The organism is Nocardioides faecalis (assembly GCF_018388425.1).
Taxonomy (GTDB): domain Bacteria; phylum Actinomycetota; class Actinomycetes; order Propionibacteriales; family Nocardioidaceae; genus Nocardioides; species Nocardioides faecalis.
In genome coordinates this window covers 2,160,616-2,179,724 of sequence record NZ_CP074406.1, presented here as the reverse complement: position 1 = coordinate 2,179,724, position 19,109 = coordinate 2,160,616, and the positions used below count along the sequence as shown (strand labels likewise).

General features: G+C 72.4%; 22 protein-coding genes and 1 riboswitch. Of the genes, 17 read left to right on the top strand and 5 right to left on the bottom strand.

The window, feature by feature from the left end; genetic code table 11:
* Positions 1–9: 9 nt before the first annotated feature.
* Positions 10–1,275 carry an alpha/beta hydrolase gene (locus tag KG111_RS10100; protein WP_205291923.1) on the bottom strand — a complete coding sequence of 422 codons (1,266 nt, stop codon included), beginning with the start codon at positions 1,273–1,275 and terminating at the stop codon, positions 10–12.
* 84 nt (positions 1,276–1,359) lie between these two features.
* Between KG111_RS10100 and KG111_RS10095 the strand changes: the two genes are divergently transcribed.
* The gene (locus KG111_RS10095; RefSeq protein ID WP_205291924.1) at positions 1,360–2,796 is read left to right on the top strand and encodes a WS/DGAT/MGAT family O-acyltransferase; all 1,437 of its coding nucleotides are present in this window, start codon (positions 1,360–1,362) and stop codon (positions 2,794–2,796) included.
* On the opposite strand, the gene KG111_RS10090 is transcribed toward KG111_RS10095, so the two are convergent.
* The gene (locus KG111_RS10090; RefSeq protein ID WP_205291925.1) at positions 2,750–3,661 is read right to left on the bottom strand and encodes an alpha/beta fold hydrolase; all 912 of its coding nucleotides are present in this window, start codon (positions 3,659–3,661) and stop codon (positions 2,750–2,752) included. The genes KG111_RS10095 and KG111_RS10090 overlap by 47 nt on opposite strands.
* A gap of 78 nt (positions 3,662–3,739) precedes the next feature.
* On the opposite strand from KG111_RS10090, the gene KG111_RS10085 reads away from it, so the two are divergent.
* The 12 genes from KG111_RS10085 (at position 3,740) to KG111_RS10030 (ending at position 13,991) form a co-directional block, all read left to right on the top strand.
* Positions 3,740–5,959, top strand: a complete 2,220-nt coding sequence (locus tag KG111_RS10085) for an acyl-CoA dehydrogenase family protein (protein ID WP_205291926.1) — start codon at positions 3,740–3,742, stop codon at positions 5,957–5,959.
* Positions 5,956–6,507 (top strand): MaoC family dehydratase N-terminal domain-containing protein, encoded by a 552-nt coding sequence (locus KG111_RS10080; RefSeq protein WP_205291927.1) that lies wholly within the window; start codon positions 5,956–5,958, stop codon positions 6,505–6,507. Before KG111_RS10085 ends, KG111_RS10080 begins: the two co-directional genes overlap by 4 nt.
* On the top strand, positions 6,500–6,940 hold the full coding sequence (locus KG111_RS10075) for a Zn-ribbon domain-containing OB-fold protein (RefSeq protein WP_205291928.1): 441 nt from the start codon (positions 6,500–6,502) through the stop codon (positions 6,938–6,940). Before KG111_RS10080 ends, KG111_RS10075 begins: the two co-directional genes overlap by 8 nt.
* Positions 6,937–7,386, top strand: coding sequence for a MaoC family dehydratase (locus KG111_RS10070; RefSeq protein WP_205291929.1), 450 nt, complete (start codon positions 6,937–6,939; stop codon positions 7,384–7,386). The genes KG111_RS10075 and KG111_RS10070 overlap by 4 nt, the downstream gene beginning before the upstream one ends.
* On the top strand, positions 7,383–8,555 hold the full coding sequence (locus KG111_RS10065; protein WP_205291930.1) for a lipid-transfer protein: 1,173 nt from the start codon (positions 7,383–7,385) through the stop codon (positions 8,553–8,555). Before KG111_RS10070 ends, KG111_RS10065 begins: the two co-directional genes overlap by 4 nt.
* A 74-nt stretch (positions 8,556–8,629) precedes the next feature.
* A riboswitch (FMN riboswitch) is annotated at positions 8,630–8,759 on the top strand.
* A 111-nt stretch (positions 8,760–8,870) separates the two neighbouring features.
* Complete coding sequence (gene ribD, locus KG111_RS10060; protein ID WP_205291973.1) at positions 8,871–9,887, top strand: bifunctional diaminohydroxyphosphoribosylaminopyrimidine deaminase/5-amino-6-(5-phosphoribosylamino)uracil reductase RibD; 1,017 nt, start codon at positions 8,871–8,873, stop codon at positions 9,885–9,887.
* Positions 9,887–10,492, top strand: a complete 606-nt coding sequence (locus KG111_RS10055; protein WP_205291931.1) for a riboflavin synthase — start codon at positions 9,887–9,889, stop codon at positions 10,490–10,492. The genes ribD and KG111_RS10055 overlap by 1 nt, the downstream gene beginning before the upstream one ends.
* A gap of 1 nt (position 10,493) precedes the next feature.
* Complete coding sequence (locus tag KG111_RS10050; protein WP_205291932.1) at positions 10,494–11,741, top strand: bifunctional 3,4-dihydroxy-2-butanone-4-phosphate synthase/GTP cyclohydrolase II; 1,248 nt, start codon at positions 10,494–10,496, stop codon at positions 11,739–11,741.
* A gap of 1 nt (position 11,742) precedes the next feature.
* Entirely contained in the window at positions 11,743–12,228 is a 486-nt protein-coding gene (gene ribH / locus KG111_RS10045; RefSeq protein WP_205291933.1) for a 6,7-dimethyl-8-ribityllumazine synthase, read from the top strand.
* Between the two features lie 113 nt (positions 12,229–12,341).
* A complete protein-coding gene (locus KG111_RS10040; RefSeq protein ID WP_205291934.1) occupies positions 12,342–12,605 on the top strand; it encodes a phosphoribosyl-ATP diphosphatase in 264 nt (87 codons plus the stop codon).
* A 67-nt stretch (positions 12,606–12,672) separates the two neighbouring features.
* Entirely contained in the window at positions 12,673–13,515 is an 843-nt protein-coding gene (hisG, locus tag KG111_RS10035) for an ATP phosphoribosyltransferase (protein ID WP_205291935.1), read from the top strand.
* Positions 13,516–13,526: 11 nt separating this feature from the next.
* Entirely contained in the window at positions 13,527–13,991 is a 465-nt protein-coding gene (locus tag KG111_RS10030) for a PH domain-containing protein (RefSeq protein ID WP_205291936.1), read from the top strand.
* Positions 13,992–14,056: 65 nt separating this feature from the next.
* Here KG111_RS10030 and KG111_RS10025 read toward each other — a convergent pair whose 3' ends face one another.
* Genes KG111_RS10025 through KG111_RS10015 form a run of 3 tightly spaced genes read right to left on the bottom strand, consistent with a single transcriptional unit; the run spans position 14,057 to position 16,804 of the window.
* A complete protein-coding gene (locus KG111_RS10025; protein ID WP_205291937.1) occupies positions 14,057–14,962 on the bottom strand; it encodes an aldose 1-epimerase family protein in 906 nt (301 codons plus the stop codon).
* Positions 14,959–15,504, bottom strand: coding sequence for a nucleoside/nucleotide kinase family protein (locus KG111_RS10020; RefSeq protein ID WP_205291938.1), 546 nt, complete (start codon positions 15,502–15,504; stop codon positions 14,959–14,961). The genes KG111_RS10025 and KG111_RS10020 overlap by 4 nt, the downstream gene beginning before the upstream one ends.
* Positions 15,505–15,559: 55 nt before the next feature.
* Entirely contained in the window at positions 15,560–16,804 is a 1,245-nt protein-coding gene (locus KG111_RS10015) for an amino acid deaminase/aldolase (RefSeq protein WP_205291939.1), read from the bottom strand.
* A gap of 27 nt (positions 16,805–16,831) precedes the next feature.
* On the opposite strand from KG111_RS10015, the gene KG111_RS10010 reads away from it, so the two are divergent.
* From KG111_RS10010 to rplT, 4 genes are all read left to right on the top strand, one after another.
* Entirely contained in the window at positions 16,832–17,383 is a 552-nt protein-coding gene (locus tag KG111_RS10010) for an SseB family protein (RefSeq protein ID WP_249666069.1), read from the top strand.
* A gap of 391 nt (positions 17,384–17,774) precedes the next feature.
* Positions 17,775–18,404: a translation initiation factor IF-3 gene (infC, locus tag KG111_RS10005; protein WP_249666068.1), complete on the top strand. Its 630-nt coding sequence runs from the start codon at positions 17,775–17,777 to the stop codon at positions 18,402–18,404.
* Positions 18,405–18,474: 70 nt separating this feature from the next.
* Complete coding sequence (gene rpmI, locus KG111_RS10000; protein ID WP_028654205.1) at positions 18,475–18,669, top strand: 50S ribosomal protein L35; 195 nt, start codon at positions 18,475–18,477, stop codon at positions 18,667–18,669.
* 41 nt (positions 18,670–18,710) lie between these two features.
* Positions 18,711–19,106, top strand: a complete 396-nt coding sequence (gene rplT, locus KG111_RS09995) for a 50S ribosomal protein L20 (protein WP_205291941.1) — start codon at positions 18,711–18,713, stop codon at positions 19,104–19,106.
* The last annotated feature ends 3 nt before the right edge of the window (positions 19,107–19,109 follow it).

Genomic DNA, 19,109 nt, shown 5'->3' with positions numbered 1-19,109 from the left:
ACGTCCTGGCTACTGCGCCGGCACGACCTCTGCGGCCCCGGCGTGCTCGCGGCGCCAGGTGTTCCAGTGCCAGTTCAAGAACCGCTCCGTGGCCCGCACCAGGTGCGCGGAGCGGATCGAGGGGAAGATGTCGAAGGCGTGCTGGGCGCCGGGCAGCTCGGCGTAGACCACCGTCCGCTTGGACGTGGCGCGCAGCGCCTTGACGAACGCACGCGCCTGCCCGGGGTCGACCAGGGTGTCCTGGGAGCCGTGGATGATGAAGAAGTCGGGGGCGTCGGCATTCACCCGCAGCAGCGGGCTGGCCTTCTCGAACTCCTCGCGAGCGGCCACGGGGTCCTTCTTGAACACCCACGGCGCGAGGAACGTGTCCCGCAGCAGCTCCGCGGAGCGCAGCCCGCTCACGCCGGCCAGGTCGTAGACGCCGTAGTAGGGCACCGCGACCTGCACCGAGGTGTCCGCGGACTCGAAGCCGGGCTGGAGTTCCGGGTCGTTCGGCGTGACCGCGGCCAGTGAGCTCAGGTGCCCACCGGCGGACCCGCCGGTGATGGCGATGTAGTCGGGGTCGCCGCCGTAGGCCTCGATGTTCTCCCGGATCCAGGCGATCGCCGACTTCACGTCGACGATCTGCGCCGGCCACGGGTCGCGCGGCGCCAGGCGGTAGTTGATCGCCACGCACACCCAGCCCCGCGCCGCCATGTGCTGCATCAGGGGCAGGCCCTGCTGGTCCTTGCGGCCGATGGTCCAGCCGCCGCCGTGCACCTGCAGCAGCACCGGCGCCCCGGCGGCCGGCGTGTTCTCGGAGGTGTAGACGTCGAGCAACCCCCGGGCGCCGTACGGCGAGAACGGGATGTCGCGGCGCACGCGCACACCGGCGCGGCGCGCCGAGGAGCGGAACGCGAAGGGGGTGGCGACCTGGCGCCACGGGGTGGCCAGGTCGGCCGGTGAGGGCTTGGCGTCGAGCTGGGAGACGTAGTCCACGCCGAGGCCCTCGACCAGGGCGTCCTCGGCGGTGTCGACCGCGCGTCGGCTCTGGGCGATCAGGTGCACCAGGCCGGCCGCGGACAACCCGGCCAGCGCCAGGCCGCGGACGTCGCGGCGCCGTCCGAAGGCGTGCGCGACGGCGTCGGCGGCTGTGAGACCGAGCACATGGGGGGCGAGCTCGCCGGTCAGCCACCCGGCGAAGAACGCTGGGATGCCGGTGCGGAAACCGGGCAACGGACGGATGGCGTTCGCCGTCAGCGCGGCGGTGATGACCTGTCTGCGGACGAAGCCCATGACTGGATCCTAGCCACGTCGTTGATGTCGAAGAACCTGTTCTAGGCGCACACCGCGCGAGCGTTCGAGAAGGAGATGAGGCGCATGGAGCGGCTGTCGGGACTGGATGCCAGCTTCCTCTACCTGGAGACGCCGGCGCAGCTGATGCACGTGTGTGCGGTCATGGTGCTCGACCCGTCGTCCATGAGCGAGCCGTACTCGTTCACGACGCTGCAGCAGGGGATCGACGCCAACGTGCACGACGTGCCGGCCTTCACCCGCAAGATCCGCGGGGTGCCGCTCGGCCTGGACCACCCGGTGTGGGTGCGCGACACCGCCTTCGACATCGAGCGCCACGTGCACCGGCTCGCCCTGCCCAGCCCGGGCGGCTACGCCGAGCTCATGGAGCTGTGCGCCCACCTGGCCTCGCTGCCGCTGGACCGCTCCCGGCCGCTGTGGGAGATGTGGGTGATCGAGGGGTACCGCCCGGTCGACGCGGCCGACGACGACCCGGACCGGGTGGTGGTGTTCGCCAAGATGCACCACGCGACGGTCGACGGCGTCTCGGGCGCCAACCTGGTCTCCCACCTGTGCTCGCTGGAGCCCGACGCGCCGCCCATGTTGCTCGAGCACAGCGAGCACCCGCGCAGCCCCAGCCGGGGCGAGCTGCTGGGGCGGGCGGTGCTCGGCACCGCGGCCCGGCCGCTCACCCTCGCCCGGGTGCTCAAGCCGTCGGCCCAGGTCATCGCCAAGACGGTCAGCCGCGCCCGCCAGGGCACCGCGATGGCCGCGCCCTTCTCCGCCCCGCGGACCTCGTTCAACGGCACCATCACCGGACACCGCTCCATCGCGCTGACGAACCTCGCGCTCGACGACGTGCGGGCGGTCAAGAAGCAGACCGGCACCACCGTCAACGACGTGGTGCTCACCGTCGCGGGCGGTGCGCTGCGCCGCTACCTGGCCGAGCGCGACGAGCTGCCCGCCGGCTCCCTGCTGGCCACCGTCCCGGTCAGCGTGCGCGACACCACCCGCCGCGAGACCGGCGCGAACAAGGTCTCCGCGCTGTTCACCAAGCTCGGCACCGACGTCGACGACCCGGTCGAGCGGCTGCACATGCTGGCCGAGCGCAACCGCAACGCCAAGGAGCACCACAACGCGATCAGTGCGGACGCGCTGCAGGACTGGGCCGAGTTCGCCGCGCCACGCACCTTCGGACTGGCGGTGCGCACCTACGCCAACCTGCGCCTGGCCGAACGGCACCCGGTCGTGCACAACCTGGTCATCTCCAACGTGCCGGGACCGCCGGTGCCGGTCTACTTCATGGGCGCGCGGATCGAGGTGCTCAGCCCGCTGGGGCCGGTGTTCCACGGCGCCGGCCTCAACGTCACGGTGATGTCCAACGCCGGCCGGCTGCACGTGGGTGTCATCGCCTGCCGGGAGTCGATGCCCGACGCCGACGCCCTCGTGCGGCACTTCCCGGTCGAGCTGGCCCGGCTCACCGAGCAGGTCGAGGCCGCCGGAAGTCGCGGCTCCGCGCGTTGACGGTCGTGGCGGCCTCGACCATGCGCGGCACGAACCGCTCGGAGGCCAGCACGCTGCCGGAGTGACCGGCGTCCACCTCGTGGATGGTGGCACCCGGGATGCTGCGCGCCAGCGCGATCTGGCGGCTGGTCGGGATCACCTTGTCGCGCATCATCACCACCACCGCGGTGGGCACGTCGATGCGGCGCAGCCACGGCCGGGAGTGGTGTCGGCCCAGGGCGGCGAGCGCCTGCCCCACGGCCCACGGACTGGTCGAGCGGAACTCACGCAGCGCCCAGTCGTGCATGTCGCGGTGCCCCTGGCCGGCGCGGCGGTCCAGGTCGAGGGCATGCGCGTTGGTCCGTGAGTGCGCGACGCTGCGCAGCGCGACCATCGAGGTGCCCATCGAGCCGAAGAAGGCCCGTTCGATCGGGTTGAGCTGGAACCGGTCGGTGGTGGCCCCCAGGACCAGCCCGGCGACCCGGTCCGGGTGCTGGCGCCAGACCCGCTGCGCGACGATCGAGCCCATGGAGTAGCCGGCGACCACGACCTCCTCGAGGCCGAGCACGTCGGCCAGTGCGGCAACGTCGTCGGCACAGTCGGCCAGGGAGAACTCCTCGCTGCGGATGCCCTGCCCGTGCCAGCGCTGGTCCAACGTGATCACCCGGAAGCGCTTGGACAGCGGCCTGATGCAGGGGAACCACGCCAGCAGCCCGGTGGTGCCGAGCGCGTGCAGCAGCACGATCGCCGGGGCGTCCGGGCTCGGGCCGGGGGTGTCGGTGACGAACGTCGTACCTCGGCCGGGAAGGTCCACGAGCCGCCCTTCGGGCAGCGGGGTCCACGGGAGGTAGACCCGGTTGCGCGCCACGCCCAGCGGGGAGACCATGTCTCCACGGTAGAACAAGTTCTCGCCCGGCGAGCCGCCTTCGTGCTTCCCGAACTAGAACACGTTACAGTTCTGCTCGTGGATGTTGAGGCGATCAATGCAGTGCGCGCCGTCGTCGGCGAGGTCCTGGACCGCGAGTCGGACGCCCGGAAGTGGTCGGCCTGGGCCGCCGCCGGGCTGACCTCGCTTCCCGTGCCCGTCGAGCACGGCGGCGAAGGGCTGGGCCTGGCCGAGGTGGCGGTGCTGCTGCGCGAGGCGGCCCGGCGCGGGGTGCAGGTGCCCGTCTGGGAGACGCTGTGCTGCGGTGCGCTGACCCTGTCCGCGCACGGCACGGACGCCCAGCGCAAGGAGCTGCTCCCGCTCGTGGCCTCCGGTGAGCTGGTGCTCGCCCCGGCCTTCCGGGAGCCGGGACGTGCTCTCGGCGCGACGCCGACGACCACCGTCGCCGACGGCCGGGTCACCGGTCGCAAGGCCGCCGTGACCTGGGCGGAGGAGGCCGGACGGCTGCTGGTGGTGGCCCGTGACGGTGACCGCGACGGCGGGCGCGACGTCGTGGCGCTGGTCGACCCCGCCGGGCCCGGCGTCACCCTGCTTCCCGCCAGCGCCTCCGGGCAGCGCCCGCAGCACACGGTGGTGCTCGAGGACGCACCCGCCGAGCTGCTCGCCGACGGCGCCGCCGCGCACCTGCTCGACGTGGCCCGCGCCGGCCTCGCCGTCACCGCCGCCGGCGTGCTGGCCGGAGCCCGCGACCTCACCGCCGAGTACGTCAAGGGCCGGCGCCAGTTCGGCCGCGCCCTCGCGGAGTTCCAGGCGGTCTCCCTGCAGATGGCCGACGTCTACGTCGCCTCCCGCACCCTCGACCTCGCCGCGGACAACGCGGTGCAGCGCGTGGCGGCGGGCCTCGAGGCCGGCGACGACCTCGCGGTGGCCGGCTACTGGGCCAGCCAGGTCGCCCCGTCCGCGCTGCGCACCTGTCACCACCTGCACGGCGGCATGGGCGTCGACATCACCTACCCGCTCATCGGCTACACCTCCTGGGCCACCGACCTCGCGCACGCGCTGGACACCATCGGCGCCCAGGTGCCCGTGGAGGACCCGGCCGCCAAGAACCTGGAGCTGAGCGCGGAGCAGCGCGAGCTCAAGGAGCGGCTGCGGAGCTACTTCACCGGCGTCGCCGCAGAGTTCGAGGGCAAGCACGACCCCGATCCGGTCGAGGGCGCCTGGGACCGGCACGGCCCCACCTACGAGCGGCTGATCAAGCGCCTCGGCGAGGACGGCTGGATGGGGGTGGGCTGGCCGGCGGAGTACGGCGGCCACGGCCTGGGGGAGATCGAGCAGACGATCTTCGCCAACGAGGCGCAGTACGCCGACGTGCACCTGCCCTCGGTCACCCTGCAGACGGTCGGGCCGACCCTGATCCGCTACGGCTCGCAGAAGCAGAAGGACCTGTTCCTGTCCCGGATCCTCGCCGGCGACGTGCACTTCGCCATCGGGTACTCCGAGCCCGACGCGGGCACCGACCTGGCCTCGCTGCGCACCACCGCCCGGCTGGTGAGCGACGACCCGGACAGCGACGGTCCCTACTACCTGGTCAACGGCCAGAAGATGTGGACCACCGGCGGGCACCAGGCCGACTACGTCTGGCTCGCCGTGCGCACCGACCCCGACGCCCCCAAGCACAAGGGGATCTCGATCCTCATCGTCGACACCACCGACCCCGGCTACAGCTGGACGCCGATCATCACCGCCGACGGCTCCCACCACGTCAACGCGACGTACTTCAACGACGTCAAGGTGCCCGCCGACATGCTGGTGGGCGAGGAGAACCAGGGCTGGCGCCTGATCACCACCCAGCTCAACCACGAGCGCGTCATGCTCGGCCCCGCCGGGCGGATCGAGGGCCTGCGCGACCGGGTCGTGCGCTGGGCCGACGCCGCCGGCGTCCGGGACCTGCCCGACGTCGCCGACCTGCTCGGGCGCGCCACGGCGATCTTCCGGGTCAACGAGCTGCTCAACTGGGAGGTCGCCCGGGCGGCCGCGTCCGGCGAGATCAGCGTCGCCGATGCCTCCTCCTCGAAGGTGTTCGCCGCCGACGAGGTGCAGCACCTGCTGGCCGACCTGGTCTCCCTGGTGCACCGGCACGGCGACCCCGGCGACCCGGACACCAAGAAGCTGCTCGACTACCTCGACGGCCAGGCGAAGCGGAACCTGGTCATCACCTTCGGTGGCGGCGTGCAGGAGGTCCAGCGCGAGCTGATCTCGATGTTCGGCCTGGGCCTTCCCCGGGTGCCGCGATGAGCGCCGCCGCAGAGCTCGCCCCCGGCGTCACCCCCGAGCTGCACGAGCAGGTGATGGCGGCCGCGGAGCGGATCAAGGCGTGGGGCGAGGCTGCCGAGCGCAGCGCCCGCGACGAGGTCAACCAGCCCACCATCGACAACTGGCTGGAGGCGATCGGGCTGGACAACCCGCGCTTCAGGGCCGGTGAGGCGCCGCCGTCCATGGCGCAGGTGTGGACCATGTACGGCCTGGGCGGCCGGCCCGCCGCCGACGACCCCCTGCACTCGATGATGGGGGCGCTGACCGAGGCGGGGTTCACCGCCGTGCTCGGCACCAACTGCGAGCAGACCTACGACCGGTACCTGCGCCTCGGGGAGCGGGTCCGGGTCACCACGGCCCTGGACTCCGTCGTCGGCCCGAAGGCCACGGCGATGGGCGTCGGCTACTTCGTCACCTCCCGCAACACCTGGTACGTCGACCACCCCGACGGCAGCACGGAGCGCGTCGCCAGCATGCTGTTCCGGGTGCTGAAGTTCATCCCGCGGACGAAGGGGAGCGCCGGTGAGTGAGGCACCTGGGCGACCCAGCCCGGTCCGGCCGGTCATCGGCCTGGACAACGCCTACTTCTTCGAGGGCACGAAGGCGCACGAGCTGCGCATCCAGAAGTGCAACGCCTGCGGTGTGCTGCGCCACCCGCCGGGCCCGGCCTGCCCCGAGTGCGGCGCCCTGGACCGCGGGCACGTCGTCGCGAGGGGAGAGGGCACGGTCTTCTCCTACGTCGTGCACCACGCCCCGCAGGTGCCCGGCAAGCAGCTCCCGCTGGTGATCGCGCTGCTCGACCTCGACGAGGGCGTCCGGATGGTCGCCGAGGTCACCGGGGTCCCTGCCGAGGGCGACGACGGGCTGCGCATCGGCGACCGGCTGCAGGTGGACTTCGACGACATCGACGACGAGCTCACGCTGCCGATCTGGCGGCGTGTGGGACGAGGAGAGCCCGCATGAGCGGCACGACCAGCCCGCCCCTCGAGGTCGGCACCCGCCTGGCGGAGTGGACCCTGCCCATCACCCCGACGCTGGTGGTCTCCACCGCGATCGCCACCCGCGACTTCCAAGATGTCCACCACGACCGGGACCGCGCGCAGGCGGCGGGCTCGAAGGACGTCTTCGTCAACATCCTGACCTCGACCGCGCTGTGCGAGCGCTACGTCACGGACCGGCTCGGACCCCAGGTGCAGATCAAGGGCATCGCGATCCGGCTCGGCGCCCCGGCCTACCCCTATGACACCTTCACCTTCACCGGCGAGGTCACCGAGGTCACCGACGAGCACGCCGTCATCAAGGTCGTCGGTGCCGTCTCCCTCGGCGACCACGTCACCGGCACGGTCACCATCGGGACCGGCGGGACCGGCGGGACCGGCGGGACCGGCGGGCTGGGGGAGCAGGCATGAGCGCGCGGAGCCTGTCCGGGCGGGCCGCGATCGCCGGGATCGGCGCCACCGAGTTCTCCAAGGCATCGGGACGCTCGGAGCTGCAGCTGTCCGTGGAGGCGATCCAGCACGCGCTGGCCGACTGCGGGCTGCGCCCCGCCGACGTCGACGGGCTGGTCACCTTCACGATGGACAGCTCCTCGGAGATCGCCGTGGCCCGCGAGCTCGGCATCGGCGAGCTGCGCTTCTTCAGCCGGATCAACTACGGCGGCGGTGCCGCCTGCGCGACGGTGCAGCAGGCCGCCATGGCCGTGGCCACCGGCGTCGCCGACGTGGTGGTCGTCTACCGCGGCTTCAACGAGCGCTCCGGTGACCGCTTCGGGCAGGTCTCGAAGTGGGCCGCGGCCCAGGTCAACACCAACGGCCTCGACAACGCCTGGACCTACCCACTCGGGCTGAGCACACCGGCCGCCACCGTGGCGATGCAGGCGCGCCGCTACATGCACGAGTACGGCGCCACCTCCGAGGACTTCGGTCGCGTCGCCGTGGCCGACCGCCGGCACGCGGCCAGCAACCCGCACGCCTTCTTCCACGGCAAGCCGATCACCCTCGAGCAGCACCAGGCCTCCCGGATGATCGCCGACCCGCTGCGGCTGCTGGACTGCTGCCAGGAGTCCGACGGCGCGGTCGCGCTCGTGGTGGTCTCCGCCGAGCGGGCCCGCGACCTCGCCCAGACGCCGGCGCTCGTCACGGCCGCCGCCCAGGGTGCCGGGCGCGACCAGTTCGTGATGACGTCGTACTACCGCGAGGACATCGGCATCCCCGAGATGGGCGTGGTCGCCCGCGATCTGTGGGGCCAGTCCGGGCTGCGCCCCGACGACGTCGACGTCGCGATCCTCTACGACCACTTCACCCCCTACGTGCTGATGCAGCTCGAGGAGCTCGGGTTCTGCGGGCGCGGCGAGGCCAAGGACTTCATCGCCGACGGCGCGATCGAGATCGGCGGCCGCTTGCCGATCAACACCCACGGCGGGCAGCTCGGTGAGGCCTACATCCACGGGATGAACGGCATCGCCGAGGGCGTGCGCCAGGTCCGCGGGACCTCGGTGAACCAGGTCGACGCCGCCGAGAACGTGCTCGTGACCGCGGGCACGGGAGTGCCGACCAGCGGTCTGCTGCTGTCCCGCTGAGGCTGGCCACTCCGGTCGTGACCGGCCCCACACACAGGTGCTGCGCGCGTTGTGAGAACATGTTGGCCGAGAGTTCGCGTGCTCTGGGGTCGGTGAAAATCCGAGCCGGCGGTGAAAGTCCGCGACCCGATCACCACCAGTGATCGGTTGACCAGGTGGAATTCCTGGACCGACGGTCAAAGTCCGGATGGGAAGCGCACGCAAACGTCCGAGCCGGGCACCCGCCCGCGCCCAGACGTCCTGCCAGCCCCGGAGTCCGCGACCAAGGACCGAGAGGTTGAAGTGGCAGAGACGTTCACCCGCGAGTACGACGCAATGCGTCGTGCGCTCGCGCTGGCGGCATCCCCCGAGGTGCCCACCCATCCCAATCCCCGCGTCGGCTGCGTGCTGCTGGCCCCCGACGGCACCACCGTCGGTGAGGGCTACCACCGCGGCGCCGGAACCCCGCACGCGGAGGTCGAGGCCCTGGCCGTCGCCGGTGAGCGCGCCGCCGGCGCCACGGCCGTGGTCACCCTCGAGCCGTGCAACCACACGGGCCGCACCGGCCCGTGCACCGAGGCGCTGATGGCGGCCGGCGTCGCCCGCGTCGTCGTCGCCCAGCACGACCCGAACCCGCTCGCCGCCGGCGGCCTGGCGACGCTCGCCGCGGCCGGGATCGAGACCGACTCCGGCATCCTGCGCGACGAGGCCGTGGCACTCAACCGGGAGTGGACCTTCGCCCACGAGAACGGCCGGCCGTTCGTGACGTGGAAGTACGCCGCCACCCTCGACGGCCGCTCCGCCGCCGCCGACGGCACCTCGCAGTGGATCACCTCCTCGGCCGCCCGGCGCGACACCCACCTGCTGCGCGGGCAGTGCGACGCGATGGTGGTCGGCACCGGCACCGTGCTGGCCGACGACCCGCAGCTCACGGTCCGCGACGAGCGCGACCTGCCGCTGGACCGCCAGCCGCTGCGGGTGGTGCTCGGCGAGCGCGACCTCGACCCCTCCCTGCGCGTGCACGACCAGGCCGCGCACACCCTGCACCTGCGCATGCGCGACCCGGAGAAGGCGCTGCACGTGCTCTACGCCGAGCACGACCGGCACCACGTCTTCCTCGAGGGCGGCCCCACCCTGGCCGCCGCCTTCCTCTCGGCCGGCCTGGTCGACGAGGTCGTCGCCTACCTGGCTCCGGCCCTCCTCGGCGCCGGCACCGCGGCCGTCGCCGACCTCGGGATCACCAGCATCGACGACGCCCTGCGCCTGGTGCTGGTCGAGACCACCGTCGTCGGCGAGGGAGCCGAGGCCAACGTCCGTGTCGTGATGCGCCCGCGGCGCACCGAGGAGGCCTGATGTTCACCGGCATCGTCGAAGAGCTCGGCACCGTCGCCGCCGTCGAGGACCAGGGCGACGCGCTGCGGCTCACCATCGCCTGCGACGTCGCCATCTCCGACGCCGGCCTCGGTGACTCCATCGCGGTCAACGGCTGCTGCCTGACCGTCTCCGAGCTCGGCGCCGGCACCTGGACCGCCGACGTCATGGCCGAGACCCTGGCCAAGACCAACCTCGACAAGGTCGCCGTGGGCGACCGGGTCAACCTCGAGCGCGCCGTCACCGCGGACAAGCGGCTCGGCGGCCACGTCGTCCAAGGCCACGTCGACGCCGTCGGCGAGGTCGTGGCCCGCACCCCCAGCGAGCACTGGGAGGTCGTCGAGATCGCGATGCCGACCGAGCTCGGCAAGTACCTGGTCGACAAGGGCTCGATCACCGTGGACGGCGCCTCGCTGACGGTGGTCGAGGCCCACGACACCACGTTCACGGTCAGCCTCATCCCCGAGACGCTGACCCGCACCACGCTCGGCTTCCGCGAACCCGGCTCCCGGGTCAACCTCGAGGTCGACGTCATCGCCAAGCACGTGGAGAAGCTCGTGCGTGCCTACACCAGCAAGGAGAGCTGACATGTCCGTGCGCCTGGACCCCGTGGAGCGGGCCATCGCCGACATCGCGGCAGGGAAGGCGGTGATCGTCGTCGACGACGAGGACCGCGAGAACGAGGGCGACATCATCTTCGCCGCCTCCAAGGCGACCCCGGAGCTGATGGCCTGGACCATCCGGTACTCCAGCGGCGTGATCTGTGCGCCGATGCCCGGCGAGATGCTCGACCGGCTCGAGATCCCGCTGATGACCCCGCACAACAAGGACGCCTACCGCACCGCGTACACGATCTCGGTCGACGCCCGCGACGGCGTCAGCACCGGCATCTCCGCCGCCGACCGCGCCCACACCGTGCGGGTGCTGGCCGACTCCGCGACCGAGCCGTGGGAGCTGACCCGCCCCGGCCACGTGTTCCCGCTGCGCGCCCGCGAGGGCGGCGTGCTGGTCCGGCGCGGCCACACCGAGTCCGCGGTCGACCTGTGCCGGCTGGCGGGCCTGACCCCGGCCGGCGTCCTGGTCGAGGTGGTCAACGACGACGGCACCATGAAGCGCGCACCGGAGCTGCGGGCCTTCGCCGACGAGCACGACGTCGCGATGATCTCCATCGAGGAGCTGGTGCGCTACCGGCGCCGTACCGAGCGGCACGTGATCCGCCAGGCCGAGACCCGGCTGCCCACCCGGTACGGCGAGTTCACCGCCATCGGCTACACGATCACCATCGACGACAGCGAGCACATCGCCCTGGTGTACGGCGACCCGGCGAGCCTCGCCGAGGGGCCGGTGCTGACCCGGGTGCACTCGGAGTGCCTGACCGGTGACGTCTTCGGCTCCCACCGCTGCGACTGCGGCCCACAGCTCGACGAGGCGCTCGAGCGGATCGTGGCCGAGGGGCGCGGCGTGCTGGTCTACCTCCGCGGCCACGAGGGCCGCGGCATCGGGCTGGTCGCCAAGCTGCAGGCCTACCAGCTCCAGGACGGCGGCCGCGACACCGTCGACGCCAACCTGGACCTGGGCCTGCCCGCCGACGCACGCCACTACGGCGCGGCCACGCAGATCCTCAAGGACCTCGGCGTCACCGAGGTACGGCTGATGACCAACAACCCCGGCAAGGTCCACGACCTGGAGGACTTCGGGATCAAGGTCACCGAGCGCGTCCCGCTCACCCCGCACCACAACGACCACAACCTGGCCTACCTGCTCACCAAGCGGGACCGGATGGGCCACGACCTGCCGCACCTGAGCGCGGAGACCACCCACGAAGGAGCCAGCTGACATGGCCGGACACGGAGCCCCCGACCTCACCCCCGTCGACTGCCACGACCTGCGGGTCGCGGTCGTCGCGGCGAGCTGGCACACCACGGTGATGGACGGCCTCCTCGCCGGGGCGCACCGCGCGTTCGCCGACCACAAGGTCGAGGCGCCGGTCGTGGTCCGGGTGCCGGGCACCTTCGAGCTGCCCGTCGCCGCGGCCGCGCTCGCGCCGTCGTACGACGCGGTGGTCGCGCTCGGCGTGGTGATCCGTGGCGGCACGCCGCACTTCGAGTTCGTGTGCAACGCCGCCACCGACGGGCTGACCCGGGTGTCGCTGGACCACACCACGCCGGTGGGGTTCGGCGTGCTGACCTGCGACGACGACGCGCAGGCGCTGGACCGGGCGGGCCTGCCGGGCTCGCGTGAGGACAAGGGCTACGAGGCGGCCTCCGCGGCGCTGCAGACCGCGGCGACGCTCAAGCGGCTGCACCGCGGCCACAGCGTCTGAGGCGCCCGACACTCCGCGTCCGAGGTGCCCGGCGCTCCACGTCTGAGGTGCTCGGTGCCCGCCCCGGACACCGGCGCACGGGCGGACGCCGGGACGACGTAGGCTGAGCCCCCGTGAAGACGTTCGACGAGCTGTTCGCTGAGCTCAGCGAGAAGGCACAGACCCGGCCCGAGGGCTCGGGCACCGTCCGGGCTCTGGACGCGGGCGTCCATGCGATCGGCAAGAAGCTGATCGAGGAGGCCGCGGAGTCCTGGATGGCCGCGGAGCACGAGGGTCGCGAGGCGACCGCCCTGGAGATCAGCCAGCTGCTCTACCACGCGCAGGTCCTGATGATCGCCAGCGGCCTGACGCTCGAGGACGTCTACTCCCACCTCTGAGTCGCGGCCGCGCGCCGCAACCGACGAGGCCCCCGAACAGGCCGTCAGGCCCGAACAGGAACACCCCATGCTCAAGATCGCCGTTCCCAACAAGGGAGGCCTGTCCGAGTCGGCCTCCACGATGCTGCGCGAGGCCGGCTACGCCCAGCGCTCCGACTCCAAGCAGCTCACCAAGCTGGACCCCGACAACGGGGTGGAGTTCTTCTACCTCCGCCCGCGCGACATCGCGCTCTACGTCGGCGAGGGCACCCTCGACGCCGGGATCACCGGTCGCGACCTGCTGCTGGACTCCCAGGCCACCGCGACCGAGAGCCTGCGGCTGGGGTTCGGCCGCTCGAAGTTCCGCTTCGCCGCCCGGCCCGGCACCGCGTCCTCGGTGGCCGACCTGGAGGGCCTGCGGATCGCGACGTCGTACGACGGCGTGCTGCGTGACTACCTGGCCCATCGCGGCGTCGACGCCGCGGTGGTGCGCCTGGACGGTGCGGTGGAGACCAGCATCCAGCTCGGTGTGGCCGACGTGATCGCCGACGTCGTGGAGACCGGCAGCACGCTGCGCAACGCCGGCCTGGAGGTCTTCGGCGACGTCATCTTGGAGTCCGAGGCGGTGATGATCACCCGCCCGGGCGCCGACGAGTCGGCCCTGGAGATCTTCACCCGGCGCCTGCAGGGCGTCCTGGTCGCGCGCACCTACGTGATGATGGACTACGACATCCCCGAGACCCGGGTCGAGCAGGCCATCGCCCTGACGCCGGGTTTCGAGAGCCCCACCGTGAGCCCGCTGCACAAGGAGGGCTGGGTCGCGGTGCGCTCCATGGTGCCGCGCGCCACCGCCCAGCGGGTGATGGACGAGATCTACGCGCTCGGGGCCCGAGCGATCCTGACCACCGACATCCACGCCTGCCGCCTGTGAGGCCCGCTACCGTGCCCGAGAACGCGACCACCACCGGCGGTGTGCCCACGCTGCCGCGCACCTGGCGTCCCTTCGGCCCGCGCATGGCCGCACTCGCCTTCGGCGTGATCCTCGTCGGCGGGTTCGTGTTCCTGTGGCTGCGCTTCGACCCGGACACCCAGGCGTCGGTCAACATCTTCCAGAAGGGCACCGTGATCGCCCTCGTGCTGCTCGGCCTGGCCCTGCTCAACGGCATGGCCCGCTCCCGGGTGGTCGCCGACGAGGACGGCCTCACCGTGGTCAACGGCTACCGCAAGCGGGTGCTGGCCTGGTCGGAGGTCGGTGTGGTCCGGGTGCCGAACGGTGCGCCGTGGCCGCAGCTGGACCAGGGCGACGACGTCCGGATCGGGCTGATGGGCATCCACACCTCGGACGGCGCCCGCGCCGAGAAGGCCGTGCGCGAGCTGCGCGCCGTCGTGGCGGCGCACAAGCCCTGACCCGGCCCTGACCCGGCCCTGACCCGGCGCCCGTCCACCGACGACCCCGGCGACGCCGGAGCGGCTCAGAGCGCCCGGATGCCCCACTGCGCGGCGAACGACGCACCCGGCTCCAGCACCACCAGGTCCTCGCGCGAGTTGAACGCGTCCGGCGGCGAGGTCATCGGCTCCACCGCGAGCGAGACCCGCGGCCGGGGCGTGTCGTCGCCGGTGTAGAGCTGCAGCCAGCGGTGGTGCGCGTCCACCCAGAGCGCGACCCCACCGCCGTCGGGGTGGCGCAGCCGGACCGTGGCGACGCCCTCGGCGTCGCGGACCAGGTCGGTCACCGCGTGGTTCAGCGCGTGCCCGGCCAGCCCGGTGGGGGAGTCGGCCTCCAAGCCGAGGTCGCCGATCGCGCCGCGCCCGGTCGGCAGCAGCCGCTCGGCGTCGGTGGCCAGGTAGGTGGCCGCCGGAAGCTCCAGCTCCCACTCGTCGCACGACCCCGGGCCGGCCACCAGGTAGGGGTGGGCGCCGGAGGCGTACGGCGCGGGCGTGTCGGTGGTGTTCGTCGCGGACTGGGTGACGGTGAGCCCGTCGGTGTCGAGGGCGTAGGTCGTGCGCAGGTCCAGGGCCCACGGGTAGCCGGACTGGGCGGGCAGGAAGTAGGACAGCTCGACCAGTGCGGGCTCGTGGCGCACCAGGGTCCATGACGCCCAGCGGACCAGGCCGTGGGAGGCGTTGTTGCGGCTGGGCTCGGTGAGCGCCAGCTGGTGGGTGGTGCCGCCGAACTCGTAGCGGCCGTCGCGCAGCCGGTTCGGCCACGGCACCAGCAGCTGGCCGCGCCCGCCGCTGGGCACGGCGTCCTCGGCGGTGCCGTCCAGCAGCGGCCGGTCGTCGTGGCGCAGCGCGCGCAGCACGCCGCCGCCCTGGGTCACCACGGCGTGGTAGCCGTGGGCACTGATCGGGTACTGCTCGCCGGTGGGTGCGCTCACGCCTGTGAGCCTAGGTCGCGGTCCTCGGTGCGGACGAGGACGTCGGCGTGGCGGCGGGTCCCGGTCTCGGCGTGCAGCCGTTCCTCGTCGGCCAGCCAGGTGGGCCAGTGCTCGGCGAACGCGTCGCCGTCGCGCCGGGCGGCCCGCCGCGCCCGGGTCGCCGGCGACGCCTCGACCCAGGCCAGGGTGGTGACCAGCTCCGCGTAGCGCGGCGAGTAGCAACCGACCCCCTCGAGCACCAGCAGCGGCACCGGCTGCTGCACCTGCTCGCCCGCCCAGCGGTCCTCGGTCCAGTCCCAGCGCGGCCAGCGCCCGGGGCGGCCGGTCGCCAACGGGCGCAGCAGCGCCTCGACGGTCGCGGCGAGGCCGGGCAGGCCGCGCCACCCGGCCAGCATCTCGTCGGTGCCCAGCACCACGGCGTCCGGCGCCAGCTCCCGCAGCCGCTGCGCCAGGGTCGTCTTGCCCGCGCCGGCCGGTCCGTCCAGGCAGATCAGCCGGCCCGCGCCCAGGGTGGCGGGCCGGGCGAGGGCGTGGGCGAGCACGCGACCCGCAGGGTCCGCCTCAGTGGGCTCGCCAGGTCCGGCGGGTTCGGAAGGCTCAGAAGGCAAGGCCGAGGCCGCGGTACGTCGGCGCCTGGTCGACGATGTCGGCGCCGTGCAGCAGCTGCACGGTGGTGCCGTGCTCGAACAGCTCGCCCGACTTGGCGTGGCGGAACCAGACCAGGTCGCCGATCCTGGGGTGCTCGGCGCTCGCCCCGCTCAGCGGGGTCTGCACCTCGCCGGCACCCTCCAGCGCGGTGAGCCCGAGGCCCGAGGGCGCCCACGGCGTGGGGGCTCGGTCCGCGCCGGTGGGGCCGGACGCGATCAGGCCGCCGCCGTGCACCGTCGCCACCTTCGCCGACGGCCGACGCGTCACGGGCAGCCCGAAGAACGCGGCGGGCACGGGGCTGAAGGAGCGGTAGTGGTCGAACAGCGTCGGACCCAGCAGCCCGGAGCCCGCGGTGACCTCGGTGACCACCGGGTCCGCCGCAGACGTCTCCAGCGAGCCCGACCCGCCCGCGTTCCACAGCTGGAGCCCAGCGTGGTCGTGGTGGCCCTCGAGCGCGGCCAGCGCCTCGGCGATGTCCGCGCGCCGCTGCCGCAGCTGCGGCACGGAGAGCTGCTTGATCCGGCGCACCACGGCCGAGCGGGCACGCTGGTGCGGCACCTCGTCCGGGACGCCGGCCACCTGGCCCTCGTAGGTCATCACGCCGACCAGGCGGAACCCGGGCCGCTCCACGACCATCCGGGCCAGCTGGGCGACCGACCCCACGTCGTACAGGGGGGAGCGTTGGGGGCCCACCGAGACACCCGCCCAGCGCAGGCCGGCGTCGACGTCGATGGCGACCCGCACCGGCACGGCGGTGGAGGAGCGCAGCGCGTCGACGGCGTCGAGGTGAGCCACGTCGTCGACCATGATCGTGATCCGCGACGCTGAGCGCGGCGAGGCCACCAGCGCGGCCAGGGCGCCGGCGTCGACGCTCGGATAGGCGACCAGGACGTCGTCGCTCACTTCGTTGTCCACCAGCCACAGCGCCTCGGCGAGGGTGTAGGCCAGCACCCCGGCGAAGCCCTCGGTCTCCAGGGCCCGACGGATCAGCGCCGGCACCCGCAGCGACTTCGACGCCACCCGGATCGGCACGCCGCCGGCGCGGGCCACCAGGTCGGCGGCGTTGGCGTCGAAGGCGTCGAGGTCGACGACGAGCAGGGGCGTGGGCAGCGGCTCGGGCCACGCGCGGACGGCGCCGCTCAGGCGCTCGGCGAGCCGGTCACGGGCCTGGGGGGAGTGGTGCACGTCGGCCATGTTTCCACGCCTGGGATGATCGGGTGCGTGAACCACCCGCCCTCCGAGCGCCCGGACGCCCGACGCCTGCAAGGCTCGGAGTACGTCGACGACGACGGCAGCCCCGACCCGGCGCTGCGCACCGCCCTCGCCGGGTACGACGCCGGCACCACGCCGTACCCCGCTGTGCTCGCCGCGCTGGCCGAGTCCCGGCTCGTGGTGCCGGTGGTCGCGATCCTCGGGGAGACCGGGGAGGGGGCAGCCGGCGCGGACGGCGCCGCGCTCGTCACCGACAAGTCCTCCGACATGGCTGCGGTCCTGCTGACCGGGGCCGACGGCCGGATGGCGCTGCTCGCGTTCAGCGGCATCGACAGCCTCGCGGCCTGGGACCCGCAGGCGCGCCCGGTGCCGGTAGCGGCCCCTCTCGCCGCGGCCACCGCGGTGCAGGAGGGCGCTGCGGCGCTGGTCGTCGACGTCGCCGGCCCGCACCAGCTGGTGCTCGCCGAGGACGACCTGCACCGGATCGCCGCGGGCTGGAGGCCCGTGCGGCTGCAGGACGGCGGCTGGGGCTGGCTGGGCGCCGCCCCCGAGGGCGAGTGAGGCGAAGGCGAGTGAGGCGACACGGCGCGTGAATTGGCACGCAGCGGAACATCTCGGATACGATCGACGTTGACCGATCAGCTGCCACCGAACCGGGAGACCGGGGAGAGCGGCGGACGATCCACAAGCGGGGACCAGCACCATCGTCTCCCACCCGCACGGCCGCCAGGTTGTCGGGTCCGGTCCATGGAGAGCCCTGTTCCACCTCCCTTCGCGGGAGGCGGATGCAGTCGGGGCTCGTGACTGGCTTCCGCTTGGACAGCGGGAGCCTTTTCGTTTTTTGTGCTGTACCACGGCACCTCCGAGAGGCTCTTGACCGAACGAGTTTGGAGGACACATCAGCACCGAGCTGCGAATCAACGACCGGATCCGGGTTCCCGAGGTCCGGCTCGTGGGACCCAACGGCGAGACCGTTGGCATCGTCTCCACTGACCAGGCACTGAAGCTCGCCCAGGAGTCGGACCTCGACCTGGTGGAGATCGCTCCGATGGGCAAGCCGCCCGTCTGCAAGCTCATGGACTACGGGAAGTTCAAGTACGAGAACGCCCAGAAGGCCCGTGAGGCGCGACGGAACCAGACCAACGTCATCATCAAGGAGATGAAGCTCCGGCCGAAGATCGACGCGCACGACTACGAGACCAAGAAGGGTCACGTAGTGCGCTTCCTCAAGGCCGGCGACAAGGTCAAGATCACGATCATGTTCCGCGGCCGCGAGCAGCACCGCCCCGAGCTCGGCTACCGCCTGCTGCAGAAGCTGGCGGAAGACGTGCAGGAGCTGGGCTTCGTGGAGTCCAGCCCCAAGCAGGACGGCCGCAACATGACCATGGTCATCGGTCCGCACAAGAAGAAGGCCGAGGCCAAGGCCGAGGTCAAGGCCGCGAAGGAAGAGCGTCGCGCCGAGCGCGAGGCCGAGGTCGCCGAGGAGCGCGCCGCACAGGCGGAGCGCACGTCGGTCAAGCCCGCCGCCCAGAAGAAGGAGCGGGGTCGCTCGGAGAACCTCGATCCCGAGATCGAAGCCTGAGCAACACATTTCTCGCCCGTGCCACCCCCAGCACGGGCCGTCGGACCTCGCACACAAGGAGACGAGAGACATGCCGAAGAACAAGACGCATTCCGGTGCCAGCAAGCGGTTCAAGGTGACGGGCAGCGGCAAGATCCTGCGGGAGAAGGCCGGCAAGCGCCACAACCTCGAGAAGAAGGCGTCGAAGGTCACGCGTCGACTGACCGGCACCGTCGAGGTCGCCAAGAACGACGTCCCGCGCGCGAAGAAGATGCTCGGTCTCTGACCGACCCTCTCGCACCTGAACACTGAAACAAGGAGCACAAGATGGCACGCGTCAAGCGCGCAGTGAACGCGGCGAAGAAGCGTCGTACCACCCTCGAGCGGGCTAGCGGCTACCGCGGCCAGCGCTCGCGTCTGTACCGCAAGGCCAAGGAGCAGGTCACCCACTCCCTGGTCTACAGCTACAACGACCGCAAGAAGAACAAGGGCAACTTCCGCCGCCTGTGGATCCAGCGGATCAACGCGGCCGCCCGCGCCGAGGGCCTGACCTACAACCGGTTCATCCAGGGCCTGAACCTGGCCGGCATCGAGGTCGACCGCAAGATCCTCGCCGACCTCGCCGTCAACGAGCCCGCCACCTTCTCGGCGCTCGTCGCGCAGGCCAAGGCCGCGCTGCCCGAGGACGTCAACGCTCCTCGCGAGTCCGCGGTCTCTGCCTGAGCC

Excerpts from the sequence above, each read along its gene's own strand:
- rpmI (WP_028654205.1), top strand. The coding sequence starts at position 18,475 with ATGCCGAAGAACAAGACGCATTCCGGTGCCAGCAAGCGGTTCAAGGTG.
- rplT (WP_205291941.1), top strand. The coding sequence starts at position 18,711 with ATGGCACGCGTCAAGCGCGCAGTGAACGCGGCGAAGAAGCGTCGTACC.
- KG111_RS10090 (WP_205291925.1), bottom strand. The coding sequence starts at position 3,661 with ATGGTCTCCCCGCTGGGCGTGGCGCGCAACCGGGTCTACCTCCCGTGG.
- KG111_RS10050 (WP_205291932.1), top strand. The coding sequence starts at position 10,494 with ATGTCCGTGCGCCTGGACCCCGTGGAGCGGGCCATCGCCGACATCGCG.
- KG111_RS10065 (WP_205291930.1), top strand. The coding sequence starts at position 7,383 with ATGAGCGCGCGGAGCCTGTCCGGGCGGGCCGCGATCGCCGGGATCGGC.
- KG111_RS10080 (WP_205291927.1), top strand. The coding sequence starts at position 5,956 with ATGAGCGCCGCCGCAGAGCTCGCCCCCGGCGTCACCCCCGAGCTGCAC.
- ribH (WP_205291933.1), top strand. The coding sequence starts at position 11,743 with ATGGCCGGACACGGAGCCCCCGACCTCACCCCCGTCGACTGCCACGAC.
- KG111_RS10095 (WP_205291924.1), top strand. The coding sequence starts at position 1,360 with ATGGAGCGGCTGTCGGGACTGGATGCCAGCTTCCTCTACCTGGAGACG.
- KG111_RS10100 (WP_205291923.1), bottom strand. The coding sequence starts at position 1,275 with ATGGGCTTCGTCCGCAGACAGGTCATCACCGCCGCGCTGACGGCGAAC.
- KG111_RS10015 (WP_205291939.1), bottom strand. The coding sequence starts at position 16,804 with ATGGCCGACGTGCACCACTCCCCCCAGGCCCGTGACCGGCTCGCCGAG.
- ribD (WP_205291973.1), top strand. The coding sequence starts at position 8,871 with ATGCGTCGTGCGCTCGCGCTGGCGGCATCCCCCGAGGTGCCCACCCAT.
- KG111_RS10070 (WP_205291929.1), top strand. The coding sequence starts at position 6,937 with ATGAGCGGCACGACCAGCCCGCCCCTCGAGGTCGGCACCCGCCTGGCG.
- KG111_RS10055 (WP_205291931.1), top strand. The coding sequence starts at position 9,887 with ATGTTCACCGGCATCGTCGAAGAGCTCGGCACCGTCGCCGCCGTCGAG.
- hisG (WP_205291935.1), top strand. The coding sequence starts at position 12,673 with ATGCTCAAGATCGCCGTTCCCAACAAGGGAGGCCTGTCCGAGTCGGCC.